A 22,017-nucleotide genomic window follows, 5' to 3' on the forward strand; every position below is an offset into this window, starting at 1 on the left:
CCTCCGCGTCAGACAATAAGCACCGGCGCAAAGCCACCGCCCGGTGTGCGGAAATTCGTGGTCTGGCCCTGATAAAGCCGGGCCGCAACGAGCGGCGTTTGCGCCCGGTAGGTATAGAGCCGAACATCGACCTTGCGCAGCGTGGGCACGCCATCGAGCCGGATCATCCGTTGGCCAGGGGCGGCAATGGTCTGCGCCACATACTCGGCTTGCAGAATATCGGCCCAGACCGATTTCGTCAGCTTGTCGCCGGATACACCGCCTTGCCCCGACACCGGCTTGAAGAACAACTGCCGCCGTGCGGTCCACAACTCATCCGCGTTCCGGGGCGTCACCATCCGGGTCTGTGGTATCCCAGACAGCCGCGCAATCAGCGAGGGCGCGACCCCAAGCCCGGCCAGCGCCACCGAGTCTGACAACAAAGTCAGATTGCGCTTATGCGCCAGAGCCGCGTGATTGTGCGGGTTCGGGGTCAGCACCACGGACCCATCAAGGTAGGCGCGGCGCAGGGCGGCGTGGCTGGGTTCAGCCAGTGCGAAATCGACGAGTCGATCATAGACCAGATCGATCTGTAAATCGCCGAAGAACAGCCCAGTGACACGAATTTCCAACGCGCCCGGGTCGCAGATCACCGTATCAATCCCCGCCCAGATCAGCATCTGCTGCGCCAGCACAAATTCGGGATACAAATACTGCCCCTCAGGCCCATCGTCGACAATGGCGATCCGGCGCAGCGGGGCGTCCCCGCGCTGGCGCTGCCATTCTGCGCGGAACATGGCCAGAACATGCGCCTCAAACCCCAGCGTCAGCCCATCCTCTGGGCGGTGCACCAGTTCGGCGCAACATATCGATTGCGCCCGGGCCAACAGGGCGTTCAGGAACGCGCCCCCGGCATTGGTATTCACCTCAATCAGCTTGGGGTCGTCGTCTCCCAGATGAAAATCATAGCCCATCAGCGCGCCCGCCGGACCGGGATCAAGCTGTGAAATCTCCGGCGCCCAGGCCATGACCGCTTCGCGAAAGGTCGGGATTTGCGCCACCGCCTCGATTGCTGTGACGGTAGTTAGCATGGCCTCCAGTGCCGCGGCCGGCAGAAACACCGGTACGTTGGAAAACAGATGCGGATGGCTCTCAGCCATCTGGAAGGACAGACACGGGTTCCCCGAATCGGTCGCAAGAGCCCGATCAAGTTTCGCCTGATCAATTGTGATGCAGAAACAGCTCTGATTCAGGTCCGCCGGGACCAGACCGGGCGTGCCGTGAAGCAAGGTATCACACAAGACGGGCATCTGGTTTCCTAATATGGCTTCAGCTGAAGGCGGGAACGGATGGTCACTCTGGCAGGCAACACTCATTTCCCAGCATATCCCATCTTTTTCCCCGCGAAGTTGATCGAGGTCAACGTGGTTGGCTCGCAAGCGCTAGGCTATGTTCATCTGCCGCCATCGGCGCGATGACACTTGCTCGACAAGGAACAGAAGAACGGCCCGTCGGGCAATTGCCGGCGTGCGGCGGTCGAGATAACGGCCGCGCCCTTCAGCGCCACAGTGACTTACGACCATGATCGGTGCTCAAACATCTTTGCTTGCCCGACCACTTGGGGGTGCCCCCTGACGCTCCAAAGGTCCACTCGCCAGCGGTGGCTGCGAGACGCCCCATTTGGACCATGCCGGAATTGACGGCCGCAACGATGGCGGCGACTGAAAGAGCCCGGCCGACAAAAAGGGCGCATGGCCAAGGACGCGTTGGCCCATGAGATGGGCCACGCGTCCGGCATGGATACGCAGGCTATGGTCCGCGACATGCGCAGCCGGTCATTTATCTGCCCGTTTTTCACAGTCTGCGTAGGATGGGCTGAACAGGAATTAGCGCGCGACGAAAGCGTTCATGCCGAACCCGCCAGCCCTTCATCCGCCCAGGACGGCAAGCACGACCCCGATTATCGTCAGGACCATCCCTGCCATCGCAAGCGGGGTGAGGCTCTCGCCCAGAAAGGCGACGCTGATCGCGACTCCCAGAAGCGGTACGAGGAAGTTGAAGGCGTTCGCGGTGTTCAGCGGACAGTCATTGAAAACAGCTATCCACAGCGTGAATGTCACTGCCGTCCCTCCAATCCCCAAGACGATCACCAGCGCAAGAAATCGGGGCTCCAGCACCACTGAAGTGAACGGTTCGGACACGAAGGCAAGAATGGCGAGAGGCACCGAGCCAAGCAGAAGTTGAACCGCTGCCGCAGCGATCGGGTCGACATCCGAAGCAAATCGCTTCGTCAGGGCGTTGCCGAAAGCGCTTCCCCCAGTCGCCGAGACAATCGGCGCAATTCCCGCGACCGCCGTGGTCCCCCCAGCCGAAATGTCCTGAAGCGTCATCGCAGTTAGTCCGGCAAGGGCTACGGACATCCCGATAGCCTGCCATTTTCCAATGGGCTGGCCGAACATCACCAACGCCAGAAGGCCCGCGACGATGGGTTGCGTTCCCGCAACCACGGCGGCAATGCCCGGCGCGATCAGGCCACCCGCACCAAACACGCTCGCGAAGCCCATGGTCGTAGCGGAAAAGCCCGACCCCCCAGCCAGCAACCAGAGCCGTCTTGTTTGGGGAAACGGGCGGCGCAGCACCAAAGCCAGCATCAGCAGCGAAAGCCCGGCAACGCCCGCACGGAGCGCGGCAAACTGGAACGGAGGTGCGCGGGCAAGTCCAACCGACAGAAGCGGGTAGCAAAGCGCAGTTAGCGTCGCGACCGCGAGCAGGCTGGCGACCGTTCCGCGACCAAGCGGTTTGGAATAGTCACCCGGCAATGGTGATTGCCGGTGCAACGGTCGCGTATTCCAATGCATAGGCAATTTCCCCGGCGCTCCCCGCGTGAAGGCGAAACAGCGGTTGTCCCTTCACGACTGTGTCGCCGACCCGGACCGCAAGGGTAAGCCCTGCGGCGAGATTGCCGGGCGCCCCTGCCAGCTTCGCCAGCCGCGCCAGTTTCCGGTTATCGATGGCAGCAACGCTGCCGGCAGCGGTGGACACCACTTCATGGCTCTGCACCGCTTCAGGCGGATCGCGCAGGCCACCCTGCGCCTCGCAGATGGCGGCGAATTTCGCCCAAGCGCGACCGTCTGAAAGCACAGCCCGCGCGAGGTCGGAACCGGTGCCGGGCGCGGCCACCCCGCCAGTTTCCAGCAACGTCGCCGCAAGGGCAAGTGCGCGTTCGGCAAGGTCCTGTGGTGCCCCGAAATCGCGTCTCAGGACCGAAAGGACATCACGTGCCTCTGGTGCCGGGCCAATGCCGCGGCCAACCGGTTGGCTGCCATCGGTCAGCAGGCAGGCAACGTCGAGGTCCAGCGCGGTGCCAACCATTAAAAGCCGCCCAGCAAGTGCCCGAGCGGACTCAGCGGTCCTCATCTTGGCAGTGGGGCCGACCGGGATGTCGATCACGACATGGGTAGATCCGGCGGCAACCTTCTTCGACAGAACAGATGCAATGAGCTGGCTTTCAGCATCGATGTCGATCTCGCGTTCGATCCGCACGAACGCATCATCCGTCGGGCTGAGCCGGACCGCGCCACCCCAGACGACGCAGCCGCCCTCTGCCTCGACCACGCGGCGAATCGCGGGCAGGTCCAGATCGACGGGCGCCAGCGTTTCCATCATATCTGCAGTCCCTGCGGGCGAAGTAATGGCACGCGATGACGTCTTCGGGATCACAAGGCCACATGCCGCAACGATAGCTACGACGATCGGCGTCGTCCGGTTGTCGGGAAGCCCACCGACACAGTGCTTGTCCATCACGCGCGGGACATCCCATTTCAGGCGTTCTCCGACCGCGACCATCGCGCGGGTCAACGCGATTGTCTCTGAATCATCGAGCGGCAGCGCGGCACTTGCTGACAGGAATGCCGAGATCTGAATATCGCTGAGACGACCGGCCTGGACATCCCGCAGGATGGACACAAAGTCAGTCTCCTCGAGATGGCCACCGTAAAGCTTGCGGCGCACCAGAGACATCGAGCCCGCTGCAGATGCGGGCAGAACTATGGCCTCGGCCCCCTCTGTGGCACCGAGGCGCGCCCATGCGTCTTCGGACAGTGCGATTTCGTGCAAGTTCAGCACCGTTCCATCTACGGGCAGAAGCCGGGCAGTAACGCGACGCCCACCGGATTCGATTTCAACACGCGCACGGGCGTGCAGCCCTTCGGACCGGCAGACTTGGCAATCGGATCGCATCATGGCAATAGCTTCACCCTGGCTGTGCAGGCCAATCCGCAAAAGCCGCATCGGCGTTGGTGCCTCGTAGACGTCGCCATTCCTTTCGCTCACAGTGTGAACTCCTGATCCTGCCTCGCAGCATCCGCGCGCCATCCAAGTTCGCGCTTGATCTTCACGCGCAGTGCCTCGGCTGCCTCCGGCTCGCCGTGGACGATGGTGACGTGCTTGGGAGCGGATCGGAACCCGCCCATCCAGCGGAGCAACTCACCCGCATCAGCATGGGCGGAAAGCATCGCAAGGTTCGCCACTTCGGCCCCTACCGGCACCGATTCGCCAAACATCTTCACTTCGGATGCGCCATCGACCATCGACCGCCCGCGCGTGCCAGCCGCCTGGAAACCGGAAAAGAGGATGAGGTTGCGCCGATCAGGGGCAAAGGCGCGGATGTGGTGCAGGACGCGTCCCCCGGTTGCCATGCCGCTAGCCGAAATCACGATCTTCGGGTAGGGATTGGCGGTAATTGCCTTCGATTTCTCGACATCGCGGACATAGGTTGCGATGGCGCAGGCGTCGCGGCAGGTGTCGGCGGACATGCGGTGGTCATTGGGGTAGGTGCAAAGCAGTTCACTTGCATTGATCGCCATCGGACTGTCGAGGTAGACTGGCAAATCCCGGAACCAACCACCCTGCTTCAATTTCCAGATGTAATAGAGCAGGCTTTGCGCCCGACCGACAGCGAAGGCCGGAATGACCACGGTGCCGCCCCGCGCGGCGGTGCGTGAAATCAAGGTCGCCAGCGCCTCGGCCGGGTCGGTCTGATCATGGATGCGGTTGCCGTAGGTTGATTCAATGACAATATGATCCGCTTCTTCCACCGGCTCCGGGTCAACCATGACTTCGTCTCCGTAGCGGCCCAGATCGCCAGAGAACACCACCTTGCGCCCACCCCAGTCGATGCTGGCAGACGCCGCGCCCAGAATGTGACCCGCACGCCGATACGTCAGCGCGGCGTCCCCCAGGATTGCGGTCGCTTCATGGAAATCGACGTCGACAAACGCCTCCAGCGCGCGCTCGGCGTCCTTGACGCCGTAAAGAGGCCGCGCGGGCTTGTGCTTGGTGTAGCCCCTTCGGTTGGCATATTCCGCGTCTTTTTCCTGCAGAAAGCCGCTGTCGCGCAGGATCAGCTCTGCCACGGCACGGGTTGCGGGTGTGGCGTAGATCGGGCCGCGGAATCCGTCGGCCACCAGTTTTGGAAGATAACCCGAATGGTCTAGGTGCGCATGGGTTAGCACGACCGCACCGATCGACCGCGGTTCGACCGGAAACGGTGCCCAGTTGAGGTCGCGCAGATTCTTCAGGCCTTGAAACATGCCGCAATCCACCAGAATGCGCTGGTTGCCACGGGTCAGAAGATGGCGCGAGCCGGTGACGGTTCCGGCCGCTCCGTGCGTTGTAAGGGTCAGCATCAACGATCTCCTGTCAGAGCCGAAGTCGGCATGTGATTCATCGCGAAGGCAGCTCCGCCAGTGCGTGAGCCACCAGCGGGGCAAGCGGGACCGCATTCGAGGGATGCGGCACGCTATCGCAGGACACCACACGCGCCGAGACCGCCTGAAGCCGCGCGAAGGCGTCGCCGGCGAAAAGCGCATGGACCACGGCACAGACCGGCCGCGCCATGCCCCGCGCGGCAAGAAGGTTCGCAGCCGCGATCAAGGTGCGCCCGGACGAGGCGATATCGTCGATCAGGACCGGGGTGCAGATGGCATGTCCTGTAAGGTCGGGTAGTTCGACAGACACGTCGAAGTCACCGCGCCGGGTCTTTTCCATCACCGTCCAGGGCGCACTGATCCGTTCGGCAATCGCTTGGACCCATTGCGCGCTTTCGGAATCCGGGCCGATGAGAAGCGGGCGTTCCACCTCGGCCAGGATCCAGTCGGCCAGCGCCGGGGCCGCCTGCACCGCTGCGGCCGGAATGTCGTAGAGGTCAGACAGCGCAGTGCGGCGGTGCAAATGCGGATCCACCGTCACAAGCCCATCGAACAGTGACGAGACGAGCCGTGCGAACGTGTCGGACGTCACCGCTTCGCCAGGTTTAAACGCCTTGTCCTGCCGCATGTAGGCAAGATAGGGCGCAACCAAACGGACACGCGCTGCCCCCTGCGCGCGGGCCGCGTCGGCGGCAAAGGCAAGGCGGAGGAAATCCGGATCCGGTCCGGACAGCGTGGCAACCACATCGACGGCACGACTGTTCACGGACGACAACAGTCGCAGATAGGTCTCGCCGTCTGGAAAGCGGCGCGTTTCAATCGCGCCTACGTCGCCGCCCCCGGCAAAAGCAAGCTCGCGGGCGAAGTTCTCATTCCCGGGCATGGCCAAGATCATCGGAATAGGAGACATCTTTGCTGCCTTCACTGCTTATCAAGCTGGCTCAAGTCCCGCCCGGCCATCACGCAAATCGCCGAAAGAAATAATTTCGGATCGGGACAAACAGTACGGCAATGTACCATCCGTAGAAAGCCGCCCAGAATAGTCCCAGAACGACACCTTTTGCCGTGAGCCAGACGAAACCCGGAAAGACTGCATCGAATACCATTCGCATTCCTTGTGTCGGCAGAACGAGCGCCGCCAGCAGGCAAAGGATGAAACTGACCGCGAAGAATACCGACAGTGTAAAGCCAAGCGGCACGATAGAAAGGGGACGAAATTCTCGATGATCCATGACAATTTCTCCAACGGTTAGGCAACACTGCCCGATATGATTAAAGACGCTCCTACGAGAAGGACATTACATCGGCGCCAGATCAGAAAATTTGGCGCGCCTGCCCAACCTCTCTTCGAAGGCGATGTCCCCAGGAATCAGCGCGAAGTGAGTTTTTTGAAACTTCAGGCGGCACTTCTGGCCGGGTCGTGTCCGAACAGCTCCGGGCATTCTTCGGCGCATTTGTTGGTCAGGATAATCCAAGCCAGATGCACCGTCGCCAACCCTGCGAGAAGGCAGAAGAATGAGATGTAGGCGTAGCGCAGCAATGTCACATCCAGCACCACCACTCCCACCACGGTCAGCGCGAAGTGCCTCATGTGCCGATAGTGCGACAAGGCGGGGGGTGCGATGATCAGAACGACATAAAGCGTGTAACTAACCCAGCGTGGCATAAACTGGTCAAGCAGCATCGAATTCTCGTAAGCGAGTGAGTCGCGGTTGACCGTAACCACCAGCCAGTCTGTCCCCAACCCGTGCGGGATGTAGAGCAGAAGGCCAAGCAGCAGCCCCACCCCTGTCATAGCAAGGAACCAGGGACGGCGGCGGCTCTCCGGCGGCTCCAGCACCCATACCGAGAAGGGGATCCAAAACGGCCACATGAACCAGGTGAAGAAGATAAAGCTCATCGCGCCCCACACCATCGTGGTATGGTCGCCTCCGTTGACGCCGACCCAGACAAACCCCTCACTGAATTGCTGGATGCCCGCGAATAGTGGCATCAGACCGATGGGAAGATAGCGCCAGTTACTGCGCACGGCTTTGACGATGATCGCGGCGCCCCCCGTTGTCAGAAGCGCGCTGGCAGTGAAGCTGACGGTGGCCGAGAGACACATTGCGCTGTCCTTATTCTAGGCTGAGATGACGGTTCCGGCCACTCCGTTAAGGATGGCAGTGGCGTCTTCCATCCGGCCGATGCCCGCCAGTTGCCCACCCTTTGCGACAAAGCTCAACCCGGCGGCGACCTTCGGCCCCATGGATCCTTCCGGTAGCGCCAACTGCCCTGCCTGGGCGGCGGACAGGCGCGGAATGCGGCGGACGGCAGGCGTGTCAAACCCTTCCATCACCCCTTCCACATCCGTCAACATGAGCAGCGCGTCAGCGCCAAGGCCATGCGCAAGCAGGGCGCTGGCGTGATCCTTATCGATCACCGCCTCGACGCCGATCACGCTGCCGTCGCCCCGCCGCACCACTGGAATTCCGCCGCCCCCGGCGCAGATCACCACCACGCCTTGCGACAGGAGCAACTGGATCACCCGCAGGTCGGGAATCTCGACGGGCTTCGGCGAGGGCACGACGCGCCGCCAGAACGCTCCGTCTGGGGCGACGGACCAGCCACGTTGAGCGGCAAGTGCTTTCGCCTCGGCCTCGCTGTAGACCGGGCCGACAGGCTTCGTCGGATAGGTAAATGCCGGATCGGCCGGATCGACCAGAACCTGAGTCAAAAGGGCCGCCACCGGACGGTCGTGGCCCAGTGCGTTCTCCAGCTCCTGCTCGATCAGATAGCCGATCAGGCCTTCGGTTTCCGCACCCAGCACATCCAGCGGGTCGGGTGCTTCGGGCCGGAATGCGGCCCCCTGCAACGCCAGCAGCCCGACTTGCGGGCCGTTACCGTGCGTGACGACCACATCATGCCCCGCGCGCACCAGGGCGGCCAAAGCCACCGCCGCGCGCGCGACGTTGGCGCGTTGCACTTCGATTGTCATGGGCTCGCCCCGCCGCAGAAGGGCATTGCCGCCAAGGGCTGCGACAACCAGCACCTCAGCCTCCCAAAGTGGCAACAAGCACCGCCTTGATGGTGTGCATCCGGTTTTCGGCCTGATCGAATACGATCGAGGCCGGGCTTTCGAACACCTCGTCGGTGACTTCCATCTCGGAAATGCCGAACTTGGTCGCGATGTCCTTGCCGACCTGGGTGTCCGCATTGTGAAAGGCGGGCAGGCAATGCATGAACTTGGCGCGCGGATTTCCGGTCTTTTTCATCAGTTTGGCATTGACCTGGTAAGGCAGCAGCAACTTTATCCGGGCGGGCCATTTGTCTTCGGGCTCTCCCATCGAAAGCCAGACATCGGTGTAGACGAAATCGACGCCCTTGACCGCATCGCCTACATCTTCGGTGATCATGATCCTCGCGCCGGTCTCTTTGGCTATCGCCTCCGCCTCAGCCTGAATGGCTTTGGCGGGCCAGCAGGCCTTGGGCGCGCAAAGCCGCACATCCATGCCCATCTTGGCCCCGCCGATCAAGAGGCTGTCGCCCATGTTGTTTTTGGCATCGCCCAGAAACACATAAGAAATCTGTCGCAGCGGCTTATCGCTGTGCTCTTGCATGGTCAGGAAATCGGCGAGGATCTGGGTCGGGTGGAATTCATCGGTCAAGCCGTTATAGACCGGTACGCCGGAATAGGCGGCCAGCTCCTCGACAATCGACTGGCCGAAGCCGCGGTATTCGATGGCATCATAGACTCGGCCCAGCACCCTTGCGGTATCCTTGACGCTTTCCTTGTGGCCGATATGGCTGCCCGATGGCCCCAGATAGGTCACGGTGGCCCCCTGATCATGCGCGGCCACCTCGAACCCGACGCGAGTGCGGGTGCTGTCTTTTTCAAAGATCAGCGCAATCTCCTTGCCCTTCAGACCCGGCTGTTCGGTACCCGCATACTTCGCGGCTTTGAGGTCCGCTGCGAGTTTCAGCAGAAATCCGATCTCGGCAGGTTTGAAATCGCGCAAGGTGAGGAAACTGCGGTTCTTGAGGTTGTAGCTCATGTTGCGTTCCTTCGGGATTGGGGTCTATTCGGCATCGCGAATGGTGGGGCAACTCATGCAATGGCTGCCACCCCGGCCCCGGCCCAGTTCGGCCCCCGGGAGTTCCAGCACCGTGATGCCGACGGCGCGCAAGGCGGCGTTGGTGTCGTCGTTGCGGTCGTAGCCGACCACCACGCCGGGGCGTAGCGCCAGCAGGTTGTTGCCGTCGTTCCATTGTTCGCGGGCGCGTTCCGCCGGATCACCCCCACCAGTTGGCACGATGGTTAGTTTCGGCAGGCTCAGCACCTCGGCCACCACGTCGAACAGCGGGCGGGGGTCAGCGCGGAATTGCAGGGGGGCATTGCCTTCGACGGGGCGTAGATCGAAACAGGTGATTGCATCGGCGACCTCTTTGAAGGTTGTCACCACATCGCCGCCCAGCAGTGTGAACACGGTATCCAGATGCATGGCGGACCGGCTTTTGGGAAGTTGGCAGGCGATCACCCGGTCGACCACGCCCTTGGCAAACAGCGAGGCCGCCAGAAGGCCGATGCCCTGCGGCGAGGATCTTTCGCCCATGCCGACCAGCACGGTGCGGTTGCCTACCGGCATCACGTCGCCACCCTCAACCGAGGCAAGGCCATGCTCCACTGTCGGGTCGCCCCAATGCACCGCAGCCTTGCCCGCGAATTTCGGATGAAACCGGTAGACGGCGGCGGTCAGCAGGGTTTCGGGCTTGCGCGCCGCCCAGTACATGGGGTTCAGCGTGACGCCACCGTAAACCCAGGCAGAGTTGTCGCGGGTGAAGAGGAAATTGGGCAGCGGCGGCAAAACAAACCCATGCGGCCCGAGATAGCTGCCAAAAAGGCCCGAGGGTTTAAACGGCAGATCGCCAACCTCCAGCCCGCCAATCAGGTATTCGGCGAGCTTTGCCCCCGGTAAATCGTGCATCCATGCCAGCAGTTCACCAAGCATCCCGGTGCCGACATCATTGGGGGTGATGCGGTGATCGAGCACCCATTTGCGCGCCTGCGGAATGTCCAGCACCTCGGCAAGCAGGGTGTTCACATCCAGCACCTCGACGCCTTCGGCCCGCATCAGGGTCGAGAAAACGTCATGGTCCTTCTGCGCCTGCTTGACCCAGAATACATCGTCAAACAGCAGTGCCTGCGCGTTGGAGGGCGTGAGGCGGCGATGCGCCAGACCGGGGCGGCAGACGATGACCTGCCGCAGTCTGCCGGTTTCGGAATGAACTCCAAGATCATGGGTCGTCATGGGGAATGTCTCCAATGTCAAAGGATCGCGCCGATGCTCAGTACCACCGAGATGAAAATCGTCAGGATAAGCAGAAGCGGCCAGACAAACACGATCCAGCGGTCATAAGAGATGCGGCCAATCGCCAGCGCCCCGATCACCACTGCCGAGGTGGGGGTGATGAGGTTGACCAGACCACTGGCCGATTGATAGGCCGTCACCACCAGGTCGCGCGTCACCCCGGCGAAATCGGCTAGGGGTGCCATGATCGGCATCGACAGTACGGCGAGGCCAGAGGATGAGGGAACAAGGAAACTCATCGCCACTTCAATCCAGAACATCAGGTTGATGAAGGCCAGTTCCGGCAGTCCGCTCACCGCCTGCGCCGCCGCGTTCAGGATCGTGTCGGCGATCAGGCCGTTCTGCATGATCACCACGATACCGCGGGCAAGGCCGATGATCAGCGCCACGCCCAACAGATCGCGCGCACCGTCAACAAAGGTCGAGGTCAGACGCTTTTCGCCAAGCCGTCCCACCAGCCCGATCAGGATTGCCATGCCAAGGAACAGCGCCCCCATCTGCGCCATCCACCAGCCCTGTGACGACACCCCCCAGATCAGTCCCACAAAGGTCGCCGCGAACAGTACCAGGATCACAGACTGGGTGCCGCTCAGACGGTCGTTCCCGGTCCCATTGCCACCCGACAAGAAGGCTTGCCGATCGCGACTCGCCTGGGCCGCCACCACGGACCTTGCCGGATCGGCCTTAACTCGCAGCGCGTAGCGGGTGACATAGGCGATGCAGATCGCCAGCCCGCCCAACAGCAGCACAACGCGCAACACCATGCCTTCTGTAAAGGCCACCCCAGCGGCATTTGAGGCAATGACAGTGGCAAAGGGATTGATCGTTGAGCCCAGCGTGCCGATGCCGGCGCCGATCAGGATGACCGCCACCGCCGTCATCGTGTCGAACCCCGCGACCAGCATCGCCGGGATCAACAGCGGATAGAACGCCAGCGTCTCCTCAGCCATGCCGTAGGTCGTGCCGCCCAGTGCGAACAACGACATCAGGATCGGGATCATCCAGACCTCGCGTCCGTTCAGCTTGCGCATCGCCGCTTTGATGCCGGTGTCGATCGATCCGGTGGCATTGACCACGCCCAGAAAGCCACCCAGAAACAGAACGAACAGCGACACGTCGATGGCGTTCGCGGCATAGCTGTCGGGGTCGTAAAATCCGGCAGTCGGGGCCAGCAGGACGTCGATGAAACCCTGCGGATTGGCCTCGACCGTCTTGTAGGTGCCCGCCACCGCCACTTCGCGCCCGACGGCGTCGTTCTGCACCCGGTCAAACTTGCCCGCCGGAATGATCCAGGTCAGGGCTGCCACGACGATGATCAGCGCGAACAGGATCGTATATGCGGTGGGAAATCGCGAGGCGAGACTGTCAGGTTGTGGGGTGGGGCTAAGTGCCATGGCGGTCTCTTTTCCAATCATTTTACGGGTTGAGCAGTTGATCCGAGGATCGGCAAAAACCCCGGAACGCGTCGCGCATAGTCGTCAAAGACGGCACCGAACCGGGCGCGGGTTTCGCGCTCTTCGGCGCGGGCCAGACGGGCGTACATCCAGATCAGGAACGGATACATCGCAAGCGTCAAAAGCGTCGGCCATTGCACCAGAAACCCGGTCAGCACCAGCACGAAGCCTGCGTATTGCGGATGGCGCAGCCGGGCATAAAGACCTGTGGTGGCCAGTTTGCCGCTGCGTTGTGCGGCATACAGCACCGGCCAGGCGGCGGAAATCAGCCAGAAACCACCGCCGATCAGCAAGAAGCTGAGCAAATGGAACGGGCCGAAATGCGGATTGCCTCCCCAGCCGAACATCATCTCGGGCAAATGGCCCGCGTCATGCGCAAACCAGTCGATACCGGGATAGCGGGTCTGCAGCCAGCCGGACAATAAGAATATGGTAAGTGGAAACCCATACATCTCGGCAAAGAGGGCCACCAGAAACGCGCTGAACGCGCCGAAACTGCGCCAGTCGCGCGGCGTCTGCGGCTTGAAGAAACTGAAGGCGAACAGGATGAAAATCGCCGCGTTGATAAGGGCAAACAACCACAGGCCATAGCCAGAGGACGTGGTGATCATGGCTTGTCTCCGGTGTCATTAGTCTGATCATCTGGCGCTTTGGCCTGAGGTTCGTTGTGGCTGCCATGCCCACCGTGCCCGCCGTGGCCCCGGTGCATGAAGAAATGCATCCCGATCCAGACTGCCAGAAACACAAAGGAACCCGAAGTGCCGCCAAAAATATGGACGCGGTGTTCATAGCCGAGCAGGATCGCGGCGATGACAAGAAAGACGATTAGGGCAATTCCGGTAGAAGACTGCCAGAAACCGGGGTTGGGCTCTAGCTTGTGCATCGAATGATCATGGTCTTGCATCGCTGTTTCTCCTTGAACACTACAGACTTGGCGCGAATGTTTTGCAGGCTTTGGCCTTGAGAACCGATGCTGGAACATGGACCAACGTCATGCGGCAACTCCCGGTTCTTCACCTGAGCCGAAATGCTGCCTTGCATCCTTGACCATGCGCCAAACGCACCATCTGGCGTAAATCGGCGCGAAAATCCGGCCAAGCCAGCGCCCTACAAGACCGGATGGCAACCGGTAGTCGATGAAAACCCGGACCTCGGTTCCTGCGCCCATTCTCCGCGTCACAAACCGCATGACGTAGCTGTCGATCACCAGCAGGCGCTGCAGCCCGCGGGTTTCCCAACGCTTGGTGCTGGGTGGCGTCCGCTGCGTCACGACCTCTTCGACGAACAGCGAAAGGCCTAGAAAGCGTCCGCCCGTCCGGATCACAGATCCCACGGCGCGGCCTTGTGCGGCGTCAAATTGATAGGTCATCCGCCCGCCCAGCATCATCATCGACCGCCTGCCCATATGGGCGGCAAGCCTGGTCTGATCGTCGAGATGGGCGAAAACGTCGGACTGTGAGCCGCTCACAATGGCCTGGGACTGATCGTGATGGGTCATTGGTGGCACGGTCTTGATCCTGACAGATTCCGCCTGCCCCCATATCGGGCGGCATGACGTGGCGACTTTTCAGATACAGACGCGGCTTGGGTCGGAACATTACAGGCCGGACTGCCAGATTGCGCCAAAGCACCGCCGCTGCTGTGGTGGCATACCGGTTTTGGCTGTTTCAACGTGCTCGTTGCATTTGGCGGGCTCGCGGCCCGGTTGATCGAGATCAAAGCACGACAGGGCCTGTTGTGACCAAATGCAGACAAGGAACGATTCCTTGGCGGTGGTGCCATCCCAATGCAACTTAAGTTCAACAGGCCGAAGATCAAAACTGCGATCTTGCAGACCATTGCCCTGCTGATGATTTTCGGGCTGTTCCTGACCACCGCAAATGCCGAAGTGCCGACAATGGCGGATCATCCGGTGGCCGAGATCAGTCTTTCCGCCGTGCCGTCCGATTGCCAGACTTCTGGCCCGTCACTTGGCCACACACATTGCAATGCCAATACAGTCGTTATTCCCGAAAGACGGGCACTTGATGTCCCGCTCATGCCCGTCGCCGACTCAGGCGTCTGGCATTATGCGGCGGTGACCTGTGGTCCGGCCCCGATCAATCAGCGGCTGCTTCGCCCGCCCAAAGCCTTTCGTGCGCCTGTCTGACTGACGCGGGGTGGTCCAACGCCTCCGCGTTGCGATCCAACCGCTTTTCCACGCACGGAGCACCCCATGTCCATCCATAGCTACATGCTGTCCGAACCGGACAACCGCGCTGCTGTCAATCCGGCCGTCAATCAGCACCTGATTGCGGGAAAACAGGCATTTCTAGGTTACCTGCGCCGCAGGCTCGGCAGTCTTGATGAGGCCGAAGACGTGTTGCAGAATTTCAGCCTCAAGGTGATCCGCGCCAGCCAGACCGCAAGCGGCGAGGAAAAGATTGACGCTTGGCTGGGCCAGATCCTGCGCCATACGCTGATTGATCATTATCGGCGGCGTGCCACGCGACTACGGGCGGAAATCGCCTATTCGCAAGAGCAGGGTTTTGAGGAACCAGCGACAGAGGCTGACCCTGCTGCAGGGCCATGCAAATGCTTGCCCAAGGCCTTGTCTCGGCTGGGCCAGGATCAAGCCGCGATCCTGCGCCGTGCCGACCTGGAGGAAGAGCCGCGTACCCAAATTGCCGCCGACCTTGGGCTGACGGCAAACGCCCTGAACGTCCGCCTGCACCGCGCCAGACATGCCTTACGTCAGGAACTTGAATCCGCTTGCCTGTCCTGTCGCGACGGCAGCTTTCTGGAATGCGCCTGTGACTGACGCCTTTGATCCGGCCACCACCGCCAATGCCAGTGCGGTCTGCACCGCCCTGAGCCAAAGCCACGCGTATCTGCGATCTTATCTGCAACGGCGCCTGGGCAACAGCGAGGAAGCCAGCGATGTCATGCAATCTTTCATGTTGCGGGCGATGGAACGCGCCGATGATCTGCGCGATGTCCGAACTGTTCGTGGCTGGCTTAGCCGATTGTTGGCCACATCCCTTGCCGATCACCAGCGTGGTGCGGCACGGCGCAGACAGCGGGAGGCTGTGATGAGGCCGCAATTTTTTGACGAAAGCCCGGCCGCCGAGGTCGAATTGCAGGCCGCCATTTGCGCTTGCCTCCTCGAGTTGATCGCAACGATCAAACCCGATGATGCCGACCTGATCCGGCGCATCGACCTGAACGAGGAACCACGCGCGGCGGTCGCTGCTGATCTTGGTCTGACGCCTTCCACTCTGGCTGTGCGGCTGCACCGCGCCCGCAAGGCACTGAAGCAGCGGTTGGTCGAGATGTGCCTGACCTGCCCGGAGCATGGCTTCATGGACTGCGGCTGCGATGCCGCCCGTCGGGCAGGATTGCTTCGTGCCGCTGCGGCGGAGAAGGGCTGACCTGTAATGATCGCGCGGCCTTTGCGTCTATTGGAATGAGGCCGGGCAAACGAACAGGTTCCGCGCCCTTGGACCCAACGCATCAGGAGAAAGCCATGAACCAGATTTTGAAGCCTGCGCATGATCACAGCGGCCATGCGCAATCGGACAGCCATTCCGCTGCGGGCGGATGCTGCGGCGGTGCCGAGGCCAAGCCGCAGGCGACTGCCGACGCCGCGCCGCAGCATCCGGCCGCCGACAGCAAGACCAAACCGGCAGGATCTTCAGGCTGCTGCTGCGGCTGACCCTACCGCCCGCCCTTTGACGCGACAGCAAGGACAAAAGATGACCAGAACAGCTTCACTTGACGTTGGTGCCTATTTTGACGGGCTGGGCCATCTTGGTGTCGTAAAGCAATTGCTGACCGAACCAGGCGTGCAGGAGGCAAGCTCCAATCCTGGTTCGGCCTCGGTCACAGTGCGGTTTGACGAGGGCGTTACCAGTGTCGGCAAACTGCAGGCGGTGATCGTGGCGTGCGGCCAGCATTGCCGGGGCGAAAAGGTGCCCGCCCATATCTGCGCGCCGGACGACATGCCGGGAATTCCTGCGCCGACCCCGGCGAAGGCCGATCCCCACGTTGGGCATAACATGGCGGGCCCTCATGCGGGGCATGACATGGCGGGCATGGCAAAAACCGGCACCGCCCGCGATGAGATGGCGGCCGAAATGGGCCATGGCGCAGGTGGCGACATGCAATCCATGGTGCGTGACATGCGCAACCGCTTCTTTGTCGCGCTGGTATTTACCGTCCCGATCTTTATCTATTCCCCGATGGCGGGCCTGTTCAAAGCCCCGCCGCCGCCGTTCGGCCTGCGGCTGGATGTATGGTTGCTGATCCTTGGCAGCGCCGCCGTGCTCTACCCAAGTTGGCCGTTTTTTGTCGCCGCCGCGCGGGCGCTGCGCAATGGCGTGCTGAACATGGCGGTGCTGGTCGTGCTGTCGGTCGGCACCGGCTATGTATTCAGCCTAGCATCGGTTTTGTTCTTCCCGGGCGTGCAGTTCTTTGAAGCGGTCGCCGTGCTGCTGGTGTTCATCCTGCTGGGTCACTGGCTGGAAATGCGGGCCCGGGCCGGCGCGTCTGAGGCGATCCGGGCCCTGTTGGACCTCGCCCCGCCAAAGGCAAATGTCCTGCGCAAAGGTGTCGAAGTCGAGGTGTCCACCGCCGAGGTGCTGGCAGGCGAGATCGTCGTAATCCGCCCCGGCAACAAGATCCCCGTCGATGGCGAAGTCACCGAAGGCACCTCATTGGTCGACGAATCCATGCTGACCGGCGAGTCGATGCCGGTGAATAAGACTGTCGGCAGTCAGGTGATCGGGGCAACGATCAACAAGAGCGGCACTTTCCAATACCGTGCCACCAAGGTTGGGGCCGATACCGCGCTGGCCCAGATCGTCAAGCTGGTCCAAGAGGCGCAGAATTCCAAGGCCCCGGCGCAACTGCTGGCCGACCGCGCCTCACAATGGTTGGTGCTGGTGGCGATCGTGGTCGGCCTTGCCACCTTTGCGGTCTGGTATTGGTGGCTGGGCGCACCGCTGCTGTTTGCCCTCACCCTGACTATCACCGTCTTTGTTATCGCCTGCCCCGATGCGCTTGGCCTTGCTACGCCGATGGCGGTCATGGTCGGCACGGGGCTGGGCGCGATGAACGGCATCTTGTTCAAGAACGCCAGCGCGCTGGAGGATGCAACCAGACTCGATGTCATCATCTTTGACAAGACCGGCACCCTGACCATGGGTCAGCCCAAGGTTGTCGAAGTGGTTGCCGCCGAAGGCCGCAGCGAGGACGAGGTTGTGATGGCGGCGGCGGCAGTGGACAAGGGGTCTGACCACCCGATGGCCGTTGCCATCGTCGAACGGGCCGCCAACCTGACCCTAGGTGCGATGTCGGCGTTCGAGACGCTCGACGGTCGCGGGGCCAAGGCCGAAGTCGCGGGCAAGTCGGTGCTGGTCGGCAACCGGCGCCTGATGGACGAAGAGAAGGTGGCGCTTGGCGCGCTGGCGGACCGCGCCGAGACGCTCAAGGGCGCCGGCCGGACGGTCGTGCATGTCGCCGAGGGCGGCCAAGTTCTGGGCCTGATCGCGATTGCCGACGCCTTGCGGCCTACCGCGAAAGCGGCGGTTGCCAAGCTGCGCGAACGCGGCGTGCAGGTGGCGATGCTGACCGGCGACAATGCGGGGACTGCGGCGCGCATCGCGGGCGAACTGGGCATCGATATCGTTTTGGCCGATGTGCTGCCGGGGCAAAAGGCCGAGAAGGTCAAGGAGTTGCAGGCGCAGGGCAAAAAGGTCGGCATGGTGGGCGACGGGGTCAATGACGCCCCCGCCCTGACCCAAGCCGACGTCGGTTTTGCCATTGGCGCAGGCACCGACGTGGCGATGGAAAGCGCCGATGTGGTGCTAATGAAAAGTGATCCCTATGACGTGGTGGGGGCAATCATTCTATCACGCGCCACCCTGCGAAAAATGCACCAGAACCTGTTCTGGGCGGTGGCTTACAACGTGGTGGCCTTCCCGGCCGCTGCGGGTGTGTTTTTCCCCTATGTCGTCAGCCCCGAAATTGCGGCCCTCGCGATGTCAGGCAGCTCTGCCCTGGTCGCCGTCAACGCGCTTCTCCTCAAGAGAACCCGGCTTGAGGGGATCGCAAAGTCGCAACCTGCTACGACCTGACCCGCAGCAGCAAGACATTTCCAGTCATGCCCAGCCCGCAACAAGCGGCACAAAAGAAAGAGTACGAAAATGACCCAACACACAAAACTGCGGATCGCGGTCAACGGCTATGGTGTGATTGGCAAGCGAGTTGCGGACGCAGTCTATCAGCAGATCGACATGACGCTTTCCGGTGTTGCTGACATCGGCACCGATTGGCGCCCACGCATCGCAACGCACAAGGGTTTCGATCTGTTTGGTGCCACGCCAGACGCCGTACAAGCGATGCGCGCTGCAGGAATGCAGGTCACGGGAACGCTCGATGATTTGCTGGAAGTGTCGGATCTGGTGGTCGACTGTACCCCCAAGCATGTCGCTTCCCGAAATGTCGAACTCTACCGTCAGCGCGGTCTGAAATTCATCCTGCACGGCGGCGAAAAGCACGACGTGACCGGTCACTCCTTTGTCGCCGAGGCGAATTTCGCCAGTGCGCTTGATCGCGACTGCACGCGTGTCGTTTCCTGCAACACCACCGCGACGGTGCGCACCCTGTCTGCGCTGAAACGGGCGGGTCTTTTACGCCGAGCACGCGGCACTTTGCTGCGCCGCGCCACAGACCCTTGGGAAAGTCATCTGGGCGGAATCATGAACACCTTGCTGCCCGAACCGGAAATTCCGAGCCATCAGGGCCCGGACGCGCGCACCGTCGATCCGGACCTGGACGTGATAACGATGGCGGTCAAGGTTCCTGAGACGCTGGCCCATCTGCATTACTGGGCCGTTCAACTGACCCGCCCGGCCAGCAAGGACGAAGTTCTCGCCGCATTCCGCACATCTTCCCGGATCGCCTTGATCGGCCAGGATACAGGACTGACCGCGATCAATACGGTCAAGGAGTTTGCAGCTGACCTCGGGCGTCCGCACGACGACCTCTATGAGGTGGCGCTGTGGGCAGACATGCTCAAAGTCGAGGGCGACGAGCTTTTTTATGCCTACATGGTCGACAATCAGGCCATCGTGATCCCTGAAACGATCGACGCGATACGGGCGCTGACCGGCAGTATCCGAGACTTCCGGGACTCGATCGAACGAACCGATGCGGCCCTTAATATCGGGATCATGTCACGGGCTCTTGGTCCGGCATGAATGCATGGCAGCACGTCTCCAGGGCAAATGCTGACACCGGCATAGGCTTGGCATTCATCAACGCAATTTCATGGCGACGGGTGTGATCATTCGGAACTGTGCACCGAAAACCAAATAGGAAAGGGTACTCATCATGGAACTCAGCAATCAAACCGGCAAGACCGCGAAAGCCCCGGACACGAGCGTGCCCGCGGTCCGCAGGTTGTTTCTAGCTATGGCAACTGCCCTCGCTCTGGGCCACCCTGCAGTCGCCCAAACCCTTGCGCCGGGATTGACCAGCGGCGTGGTATTCACAGCTGACGAATATGACTCGACCATCAGCCGGATCGACCTTGGCAGCGGCGAAGTCGCCACGGTTCCAGCGACGATCGAGCCGCACAATATTCAGATATCTCCGGATGGATCCTGGCTGCTTGCCGTGGGATTACCGCCGGACATGGCCGAAGAAACCACCGATCAATCATCGGGCGGCGGCATGGCGGGTATGGACGTCAGGGGCGAGGTCGTGCTGTTCGATCCGCATCACATGGCGGCAGGTCCGGTGGCGCGGATTTACGTCGGGATGCATCCCGCCCACGTCATCACCGACCTGAACGGCTCCCGCGCCTTCGTGACCAATGCCGAAGACGACACGCTCAGCGTCATCGACCTTGCCACGCGCAAGGTGACCGCGACCGTCCCCACAGGCGATTATCCGCATGGCCTGCGCCTAAGCCCGGACGGGCTAGAGATCATGGTTGCCAATGTGCAAAGCGGAACGGTTTCGGTGATTGACACGGCAACGCTGAAAGAGGTCGCCAGCATTCCGGTTGGCATAACCCCTGTGCAAGTGGGGTTCACCCCGGACGGCAGCCGTCTTTATGTCTCGTTGCGCGATGCCAATCAGGTGGCGGTGGTCGATGTGAAAACCAGAGCGCTGGTTGCGACTGTCGATGTCGGCCGCAATCCGATTCAGGTTTTTGCCACGCCGGACGGCCGGTTGGTCTATGTGGCCAATCAGGGAACCGAGGCGGAGCCTGACAACAGGGTTTCGGTAATCGACGTGGCGACAAACACCGTGGTGGCGACAATCGAAACCGGGCGCGGTGCCCATGGCGTGGTGGTCAGCCGCGACGGTGCTACCGTCTTTGTCACCAACATCCTTGACGCAACCGTCTCGGCAATTGACGTGGCGACGCAAATCGTGATCGCGACGGTTCCGGTTGGCAAGGGGCCGAACGGCATCACGTATTTGCCCTGAAAATTTTGCTTGCCCACTGCGACCAATTCCCGTCGCTGCGGGCGAACTTTCCAGCATATGCAAGTCGATAACTCCACACCAGATATTCAAGGGATACAGGTGATGAGCAAGAAATCGAAGAAGCCCGCCAATACCAAGAATGCGATTGTTGAACCAGAAGACTACAAATCCGCTCTGCACGATTTGCAAATTGAACTGGTCAAGCTGCAACGGCATCTGATCAAGAATGACCTGCGGATTCTCATCCTGTTCGAGGGTCGCGATGCCTCGGGCAAGGATGGCGTGATCAAGCGGATCACCGAACACCTCAGCCCGCGCGACACCCGCGTTGTCGCACTTGGCAAACCGTCGAACCGCGACACGCACTCGTGGTATTTTCAACGCTACGCTGCCCAACTACCGGCAACCGGCGAAATGGTCCTGATGAACCGCAGCTGGTACAACCGCGCCGGTGTGGAAAGGGTGATGGGGTTCTGCCCCAAGACTGAACACGAGGAGTTCATGCAATCCGTCTTGCCGTTCGAGCGGCTGCTCGTCAACTCGGGCACGCAGGTGTTCAAATACTACCTCGATATTTCGAAACTCGAACAGAAAAGTCGCTTGGAGGCGCGTCGTGACGATCCGCTCAAGCAATGGAAAGTCAGCCCGATCGACAAGACCGCGCTGCGCCACTGGGATGACTATTCGACGGCGCGCAACGAAATGTTCGCGCGCACCCACAGCGACGACCTGCCATGGCATGTGGTGCGGGCCGATGACAAGAAACAGGCCCGGCTGAACGTGATCCGTCACCTGATGTCACGCGTTGATTGCCCTGAGAAAGACAAGCATCTGGCGAAAGCCGACCCCGAAACCGTTTTCGACTATGCCAAGGAGCATGTGCAAAGCGGTGCCATTGCACCGTAGCGAAACATCCGTCCTCTGACAGTTGGTTCCAAAGCCGCGGCTTCGGTTTTCACGGTGCTGGCCTTTGTGGGCGCAGTGACATAGCACTCTGACTGAAAAGGATGTGCGGCAGGCGAGGTGTCTGATGCTCAACCCCAAGGG

The 22,017-nt window shown here is 61.4% G+C and carries 22 protein-coding genes; 8 read left to right on the top strand and 14 right to left on the bottom strand.

From position 1 onward, the window contains the following. Positions 1-8: 8 nt before the first annotated feature. The 14 genes from AKV04_RS15940 to AKV04_RS16005 all read right to left on the bottom strand — a co-directional run bounded on the left by AKV04_RS15940 (position 9) and on the right by AKV04_RS16005 (position 13,996). Positions 9-1,070, bottom strand: a complete 1,062-nt coding sequence (locus AKV04_RS15940) for a hypothetical protein (protein WP_202905634.1) — start codon at positions 1,068-1,070, stop codon at positions 9-11. A gap of 837 nt (positions 1,071-1,907) precedes the next feature. After that, the gene (locus AKV04_RS15945) at positions 1,908-2,837 is read right to left on the bottom strand and encodes a DMT family transporter (RefSeq protein ID WP_082351681.1); all 930 of its coding nucleotides are present in this window, start codon (positions 2,835-2,837) and stop codon (positions 1,908-1,910) included. Beyond that, on the bottom strand, positions 2,788-4,311 hold the full coding sequence (locus tag AKV04_RS15950; protein WP_235815665.1) for a thymidine phosphorylase family protein: 1,524 nt from the start codon (positions 4,309-4,311) through the stop codon (positions 2,788-2,790). The genes AKV04_RS15945 and AKV04_RS15950 overlap by 50 nt, the downstream gene beginning before the upstream one ends. Next, entirely contained in the window at positions 4,308-5,666 is a 1,359-nt protein-coding gene (locus tag AKV04_RS15955) for an MBL fold metallo-hydrolase RNA specificity domain-containing protein (RefSeq protein ID WP_054007415.1), read from the bottom strand. The genes AKV04_RS15950 and AKV04_RS15955 overlap by 4 nt, the downstream gene beginning before the upstream one ends. 37 nt (positions 5,667-5,703) lie before the next feature. Further along, positions 5,704-6,597 (bottom strand): ribose-phosphate diphosphokinase, encoded by an 894-nt coding sequence (locus tag AKV04_RS15960; protein WP_082351682.1) that lies wholly within the window; start codon positions 6,595-6,597, stop codon positions 5,704-5,706. Between the two features lie 49 nt (positions 6,598-6,646). Further along, positions 6,647-6,919 (bottom strand): DUF5676 family membrane protein, encoded by a 273-nt coding sequence (locus tag AKV04_RS15965; protein WP_054007417.1) that lies wholly within the window; start codon positions 6,917-6,919, stop codon positions 6,647-6,649. Between the two features lie 164 nt (positions 6,920-7,083). Beyond that, positions 7,084-7,794 (bottom strand): DUF6629 family protein, encoded by a 711-nt coding sequence (locus AKV04_RS15970; RefSeq protein ID WP_054007418.1) that lies wholly within the window; start codon positions 7,792-7,794, stop codon positions 7,084-7,086. A gap of 15 nt (positions 7,795-7,809) precedes the next feature. Next, entirely contained in the window at positions 7,810-8,718 is a 909-nt protein-coding gene (arcC, locus tag AKV04_RS15975) for a carbamate kinase (RefSeq protein WP_054007494.1), read from the bottom strand. Between the two features lies 1 nt (position 8,719). Further along, positions 8,720-9,721 carry an ornithine carbamoyltransferase gene (argF, locus tag AKV04_RS15980; RefSeq protein ID WP_054007419.1) on the bottom strand — a complete coding sequence of 334 codons (1,002 nt, stop codon included), beginning with the start codon at positions 9,719-9,721 and terminating at the stop codon, positions 8,720-8,722. 24 nt (positions 9,722-9,745) lie between these two features. After that, positions 9,746-10,975, bottom strand: a complete 1,230-nt coding sequence (locus AKV04_RS15985) for an arginine deiminase (protein WP_054007420.1) — start codon at positions 10,973-10,975, stop codon at positions 9,746-9,748. A 17-nt stretch (positions 10,976-10,992) separates the two neighbouring features. Continuing rightward, on the bottom strand, positions 10,993-12,429 hold the full coding sequence (locus AKV04_RS15990; protein WP_082351683.1) for a YfcC family protein: 1,437 nt from the start codon (positions 12,427-12,429) through the stop codon (positions 10,993-10,995). A gap of 17 nt (positions 12,430-12,446) precedes the next feature. Further along, positions 12,447-13,100, bottom strand: coding sequence for a methyltransferase family protein (locus AKV04_RS15995; RefSeq protein ID WP_054007422.1), 654 nt, complete (start codon positions 13,098-13,100; stop codon positions 12,447-12,449). Continuing rightward, complete coding sequence (locus tag AKV04_RS16000; RefSeq protein WP_054007423.1) at positions 13,097-13,393, bottom strand: DUF2933 domain-containing protein; 297 nt, start codon at positions 13,391-13,393, stop codon at positions 13,097-13,099. Before AKV04_RS16000 ends, AKV04_RS15995 begins: the two co-directional genes overlap by 4 nt. A gap of 87 nt (positions 13,394-13,480) precedes the next feature. Then, positions 13,481-13,996: an SRPBCC family protein gene (locus tag AKV04_RS16005; RefSeq protein ID WP_202905635.1), complete on the bottom strand. Its 516-nt coding sequence runs from the start codon at positions 13,994-13,996 to the stop codon at positions 13,481-13,483. Between the two features lie 279 nt (positions 13,997-14,275). Here AKV04_RS16005 and AKV04_RS16015 point away from each other — a divergent pair, with 279 nt between their 5' ends. From AKV04_RS16015 to ppk2, 8 genes are all read left to right on the top strand, one after another. After that, positions 14,276-14,638, top strand: a complete 363-nt coding sequence (locus AKV04_RS16015) for a hypothetical protein (RefSeq protein ID WP_054007426.1) — start codon at positions 14,276-14,278, stop codon at positions 14,636-14,638. A gap of 66 nt (positions 14,639-14,704) precedes the next feature. Beyond that, complete coding sequence (locus AKV04_RS16020; protein ID WP_054007427.1) at positions 14,705-15,289, top strand: RNA polymerase sigma factor; 585 nt, start codon at positions 14,705-14,707, stop codon at positions 15,287-15,289. Further along, a complete protein-coding gene (locus AKV04_RS16025) occupies positions 15,282-15,899 on the top strand; it encodes an RNA polymerase sigma factor (protein ID WP_054007428.1) in 618 nt (205 codons plus the stop codon). The genes AKV04_RS16020 and AKV04_RS16025 overlap by 8 nt, the downstream gene beginning before the upstream one ends. A 95-nt stretch (positions 15,900-15,994) precedes the next feature. Next, a complete protein-coding gene (locus AKV04_RS16030; protein ID WP_054007429.1) occupies positions 15,995-16,183 on the top strand; it encodes a hypothetical protein in 189 nt (62 codons plus the stop codon). A 40-nt stretch (positions 16,184-16,223) separates the two neighbouring features. Continuing rightward, positions 16,224-18,605: a heavy metal translocating P-type ATPase gene (locus tag AKV04_RS16035; protein WP_054007430.1), complete on the top strand. Its 2,382-nt coding sequence runs from the start codon at positions 16,224-16,226 to the stop codon at positions 18,603-18,605. 69 nt (positions 18,606-18,674) lie between these two features. Next, positions 18,675-19,730 (top strand): type II glyceraldehyde-3-phosphate dehydrogenase, encoded by a 1,056-nt coding sequence (locus tag AKV04_RS16040; RefSeq protein WP_054007431.1) that lies wholly within the window; start codon positions 18,675-18,677, stop codon positions 19,728-19,730. 133 nt (positions 19,731-19,863) lie between these two features. Continuing rightward, positions 19,864-20,970, top strand: coding sequence for a YVTN family beta-propeller repeat protein (locus AKV04_RS16045; protein ID WP_202905636.1), 1,107 nt, complete (start codon positions 19,864-19,866; stop codon positions 20,968-20,970). A gap of 102 nt (positions 20,971-21,072) precedes the next feature. Further along, positions 21,073-21,876: a polyphosphate kinase 2 gene (gene ppk2, locus AKV04_RS16050; protein WP_054007496.1), complete on the top strand. Its 804-nt coding sequence runs from the start codon at positions 21,073-21,075 to the stop codon at positions 21,874-21,876. Positions 21,877-22,017: the final 141 nt, after the last annotated feature.

Source organism: Cypionkella psychrotolerans (genome assembly GCF_001294535.1).
Taxonomy (GTDB): domain Bacteria; phylum Pseudomonadota; class Alphaproteobacteria; order Rhodobacterales; family Rhodobacteraceae; genus Cypionkella; species Cypionkella psychrotolerans.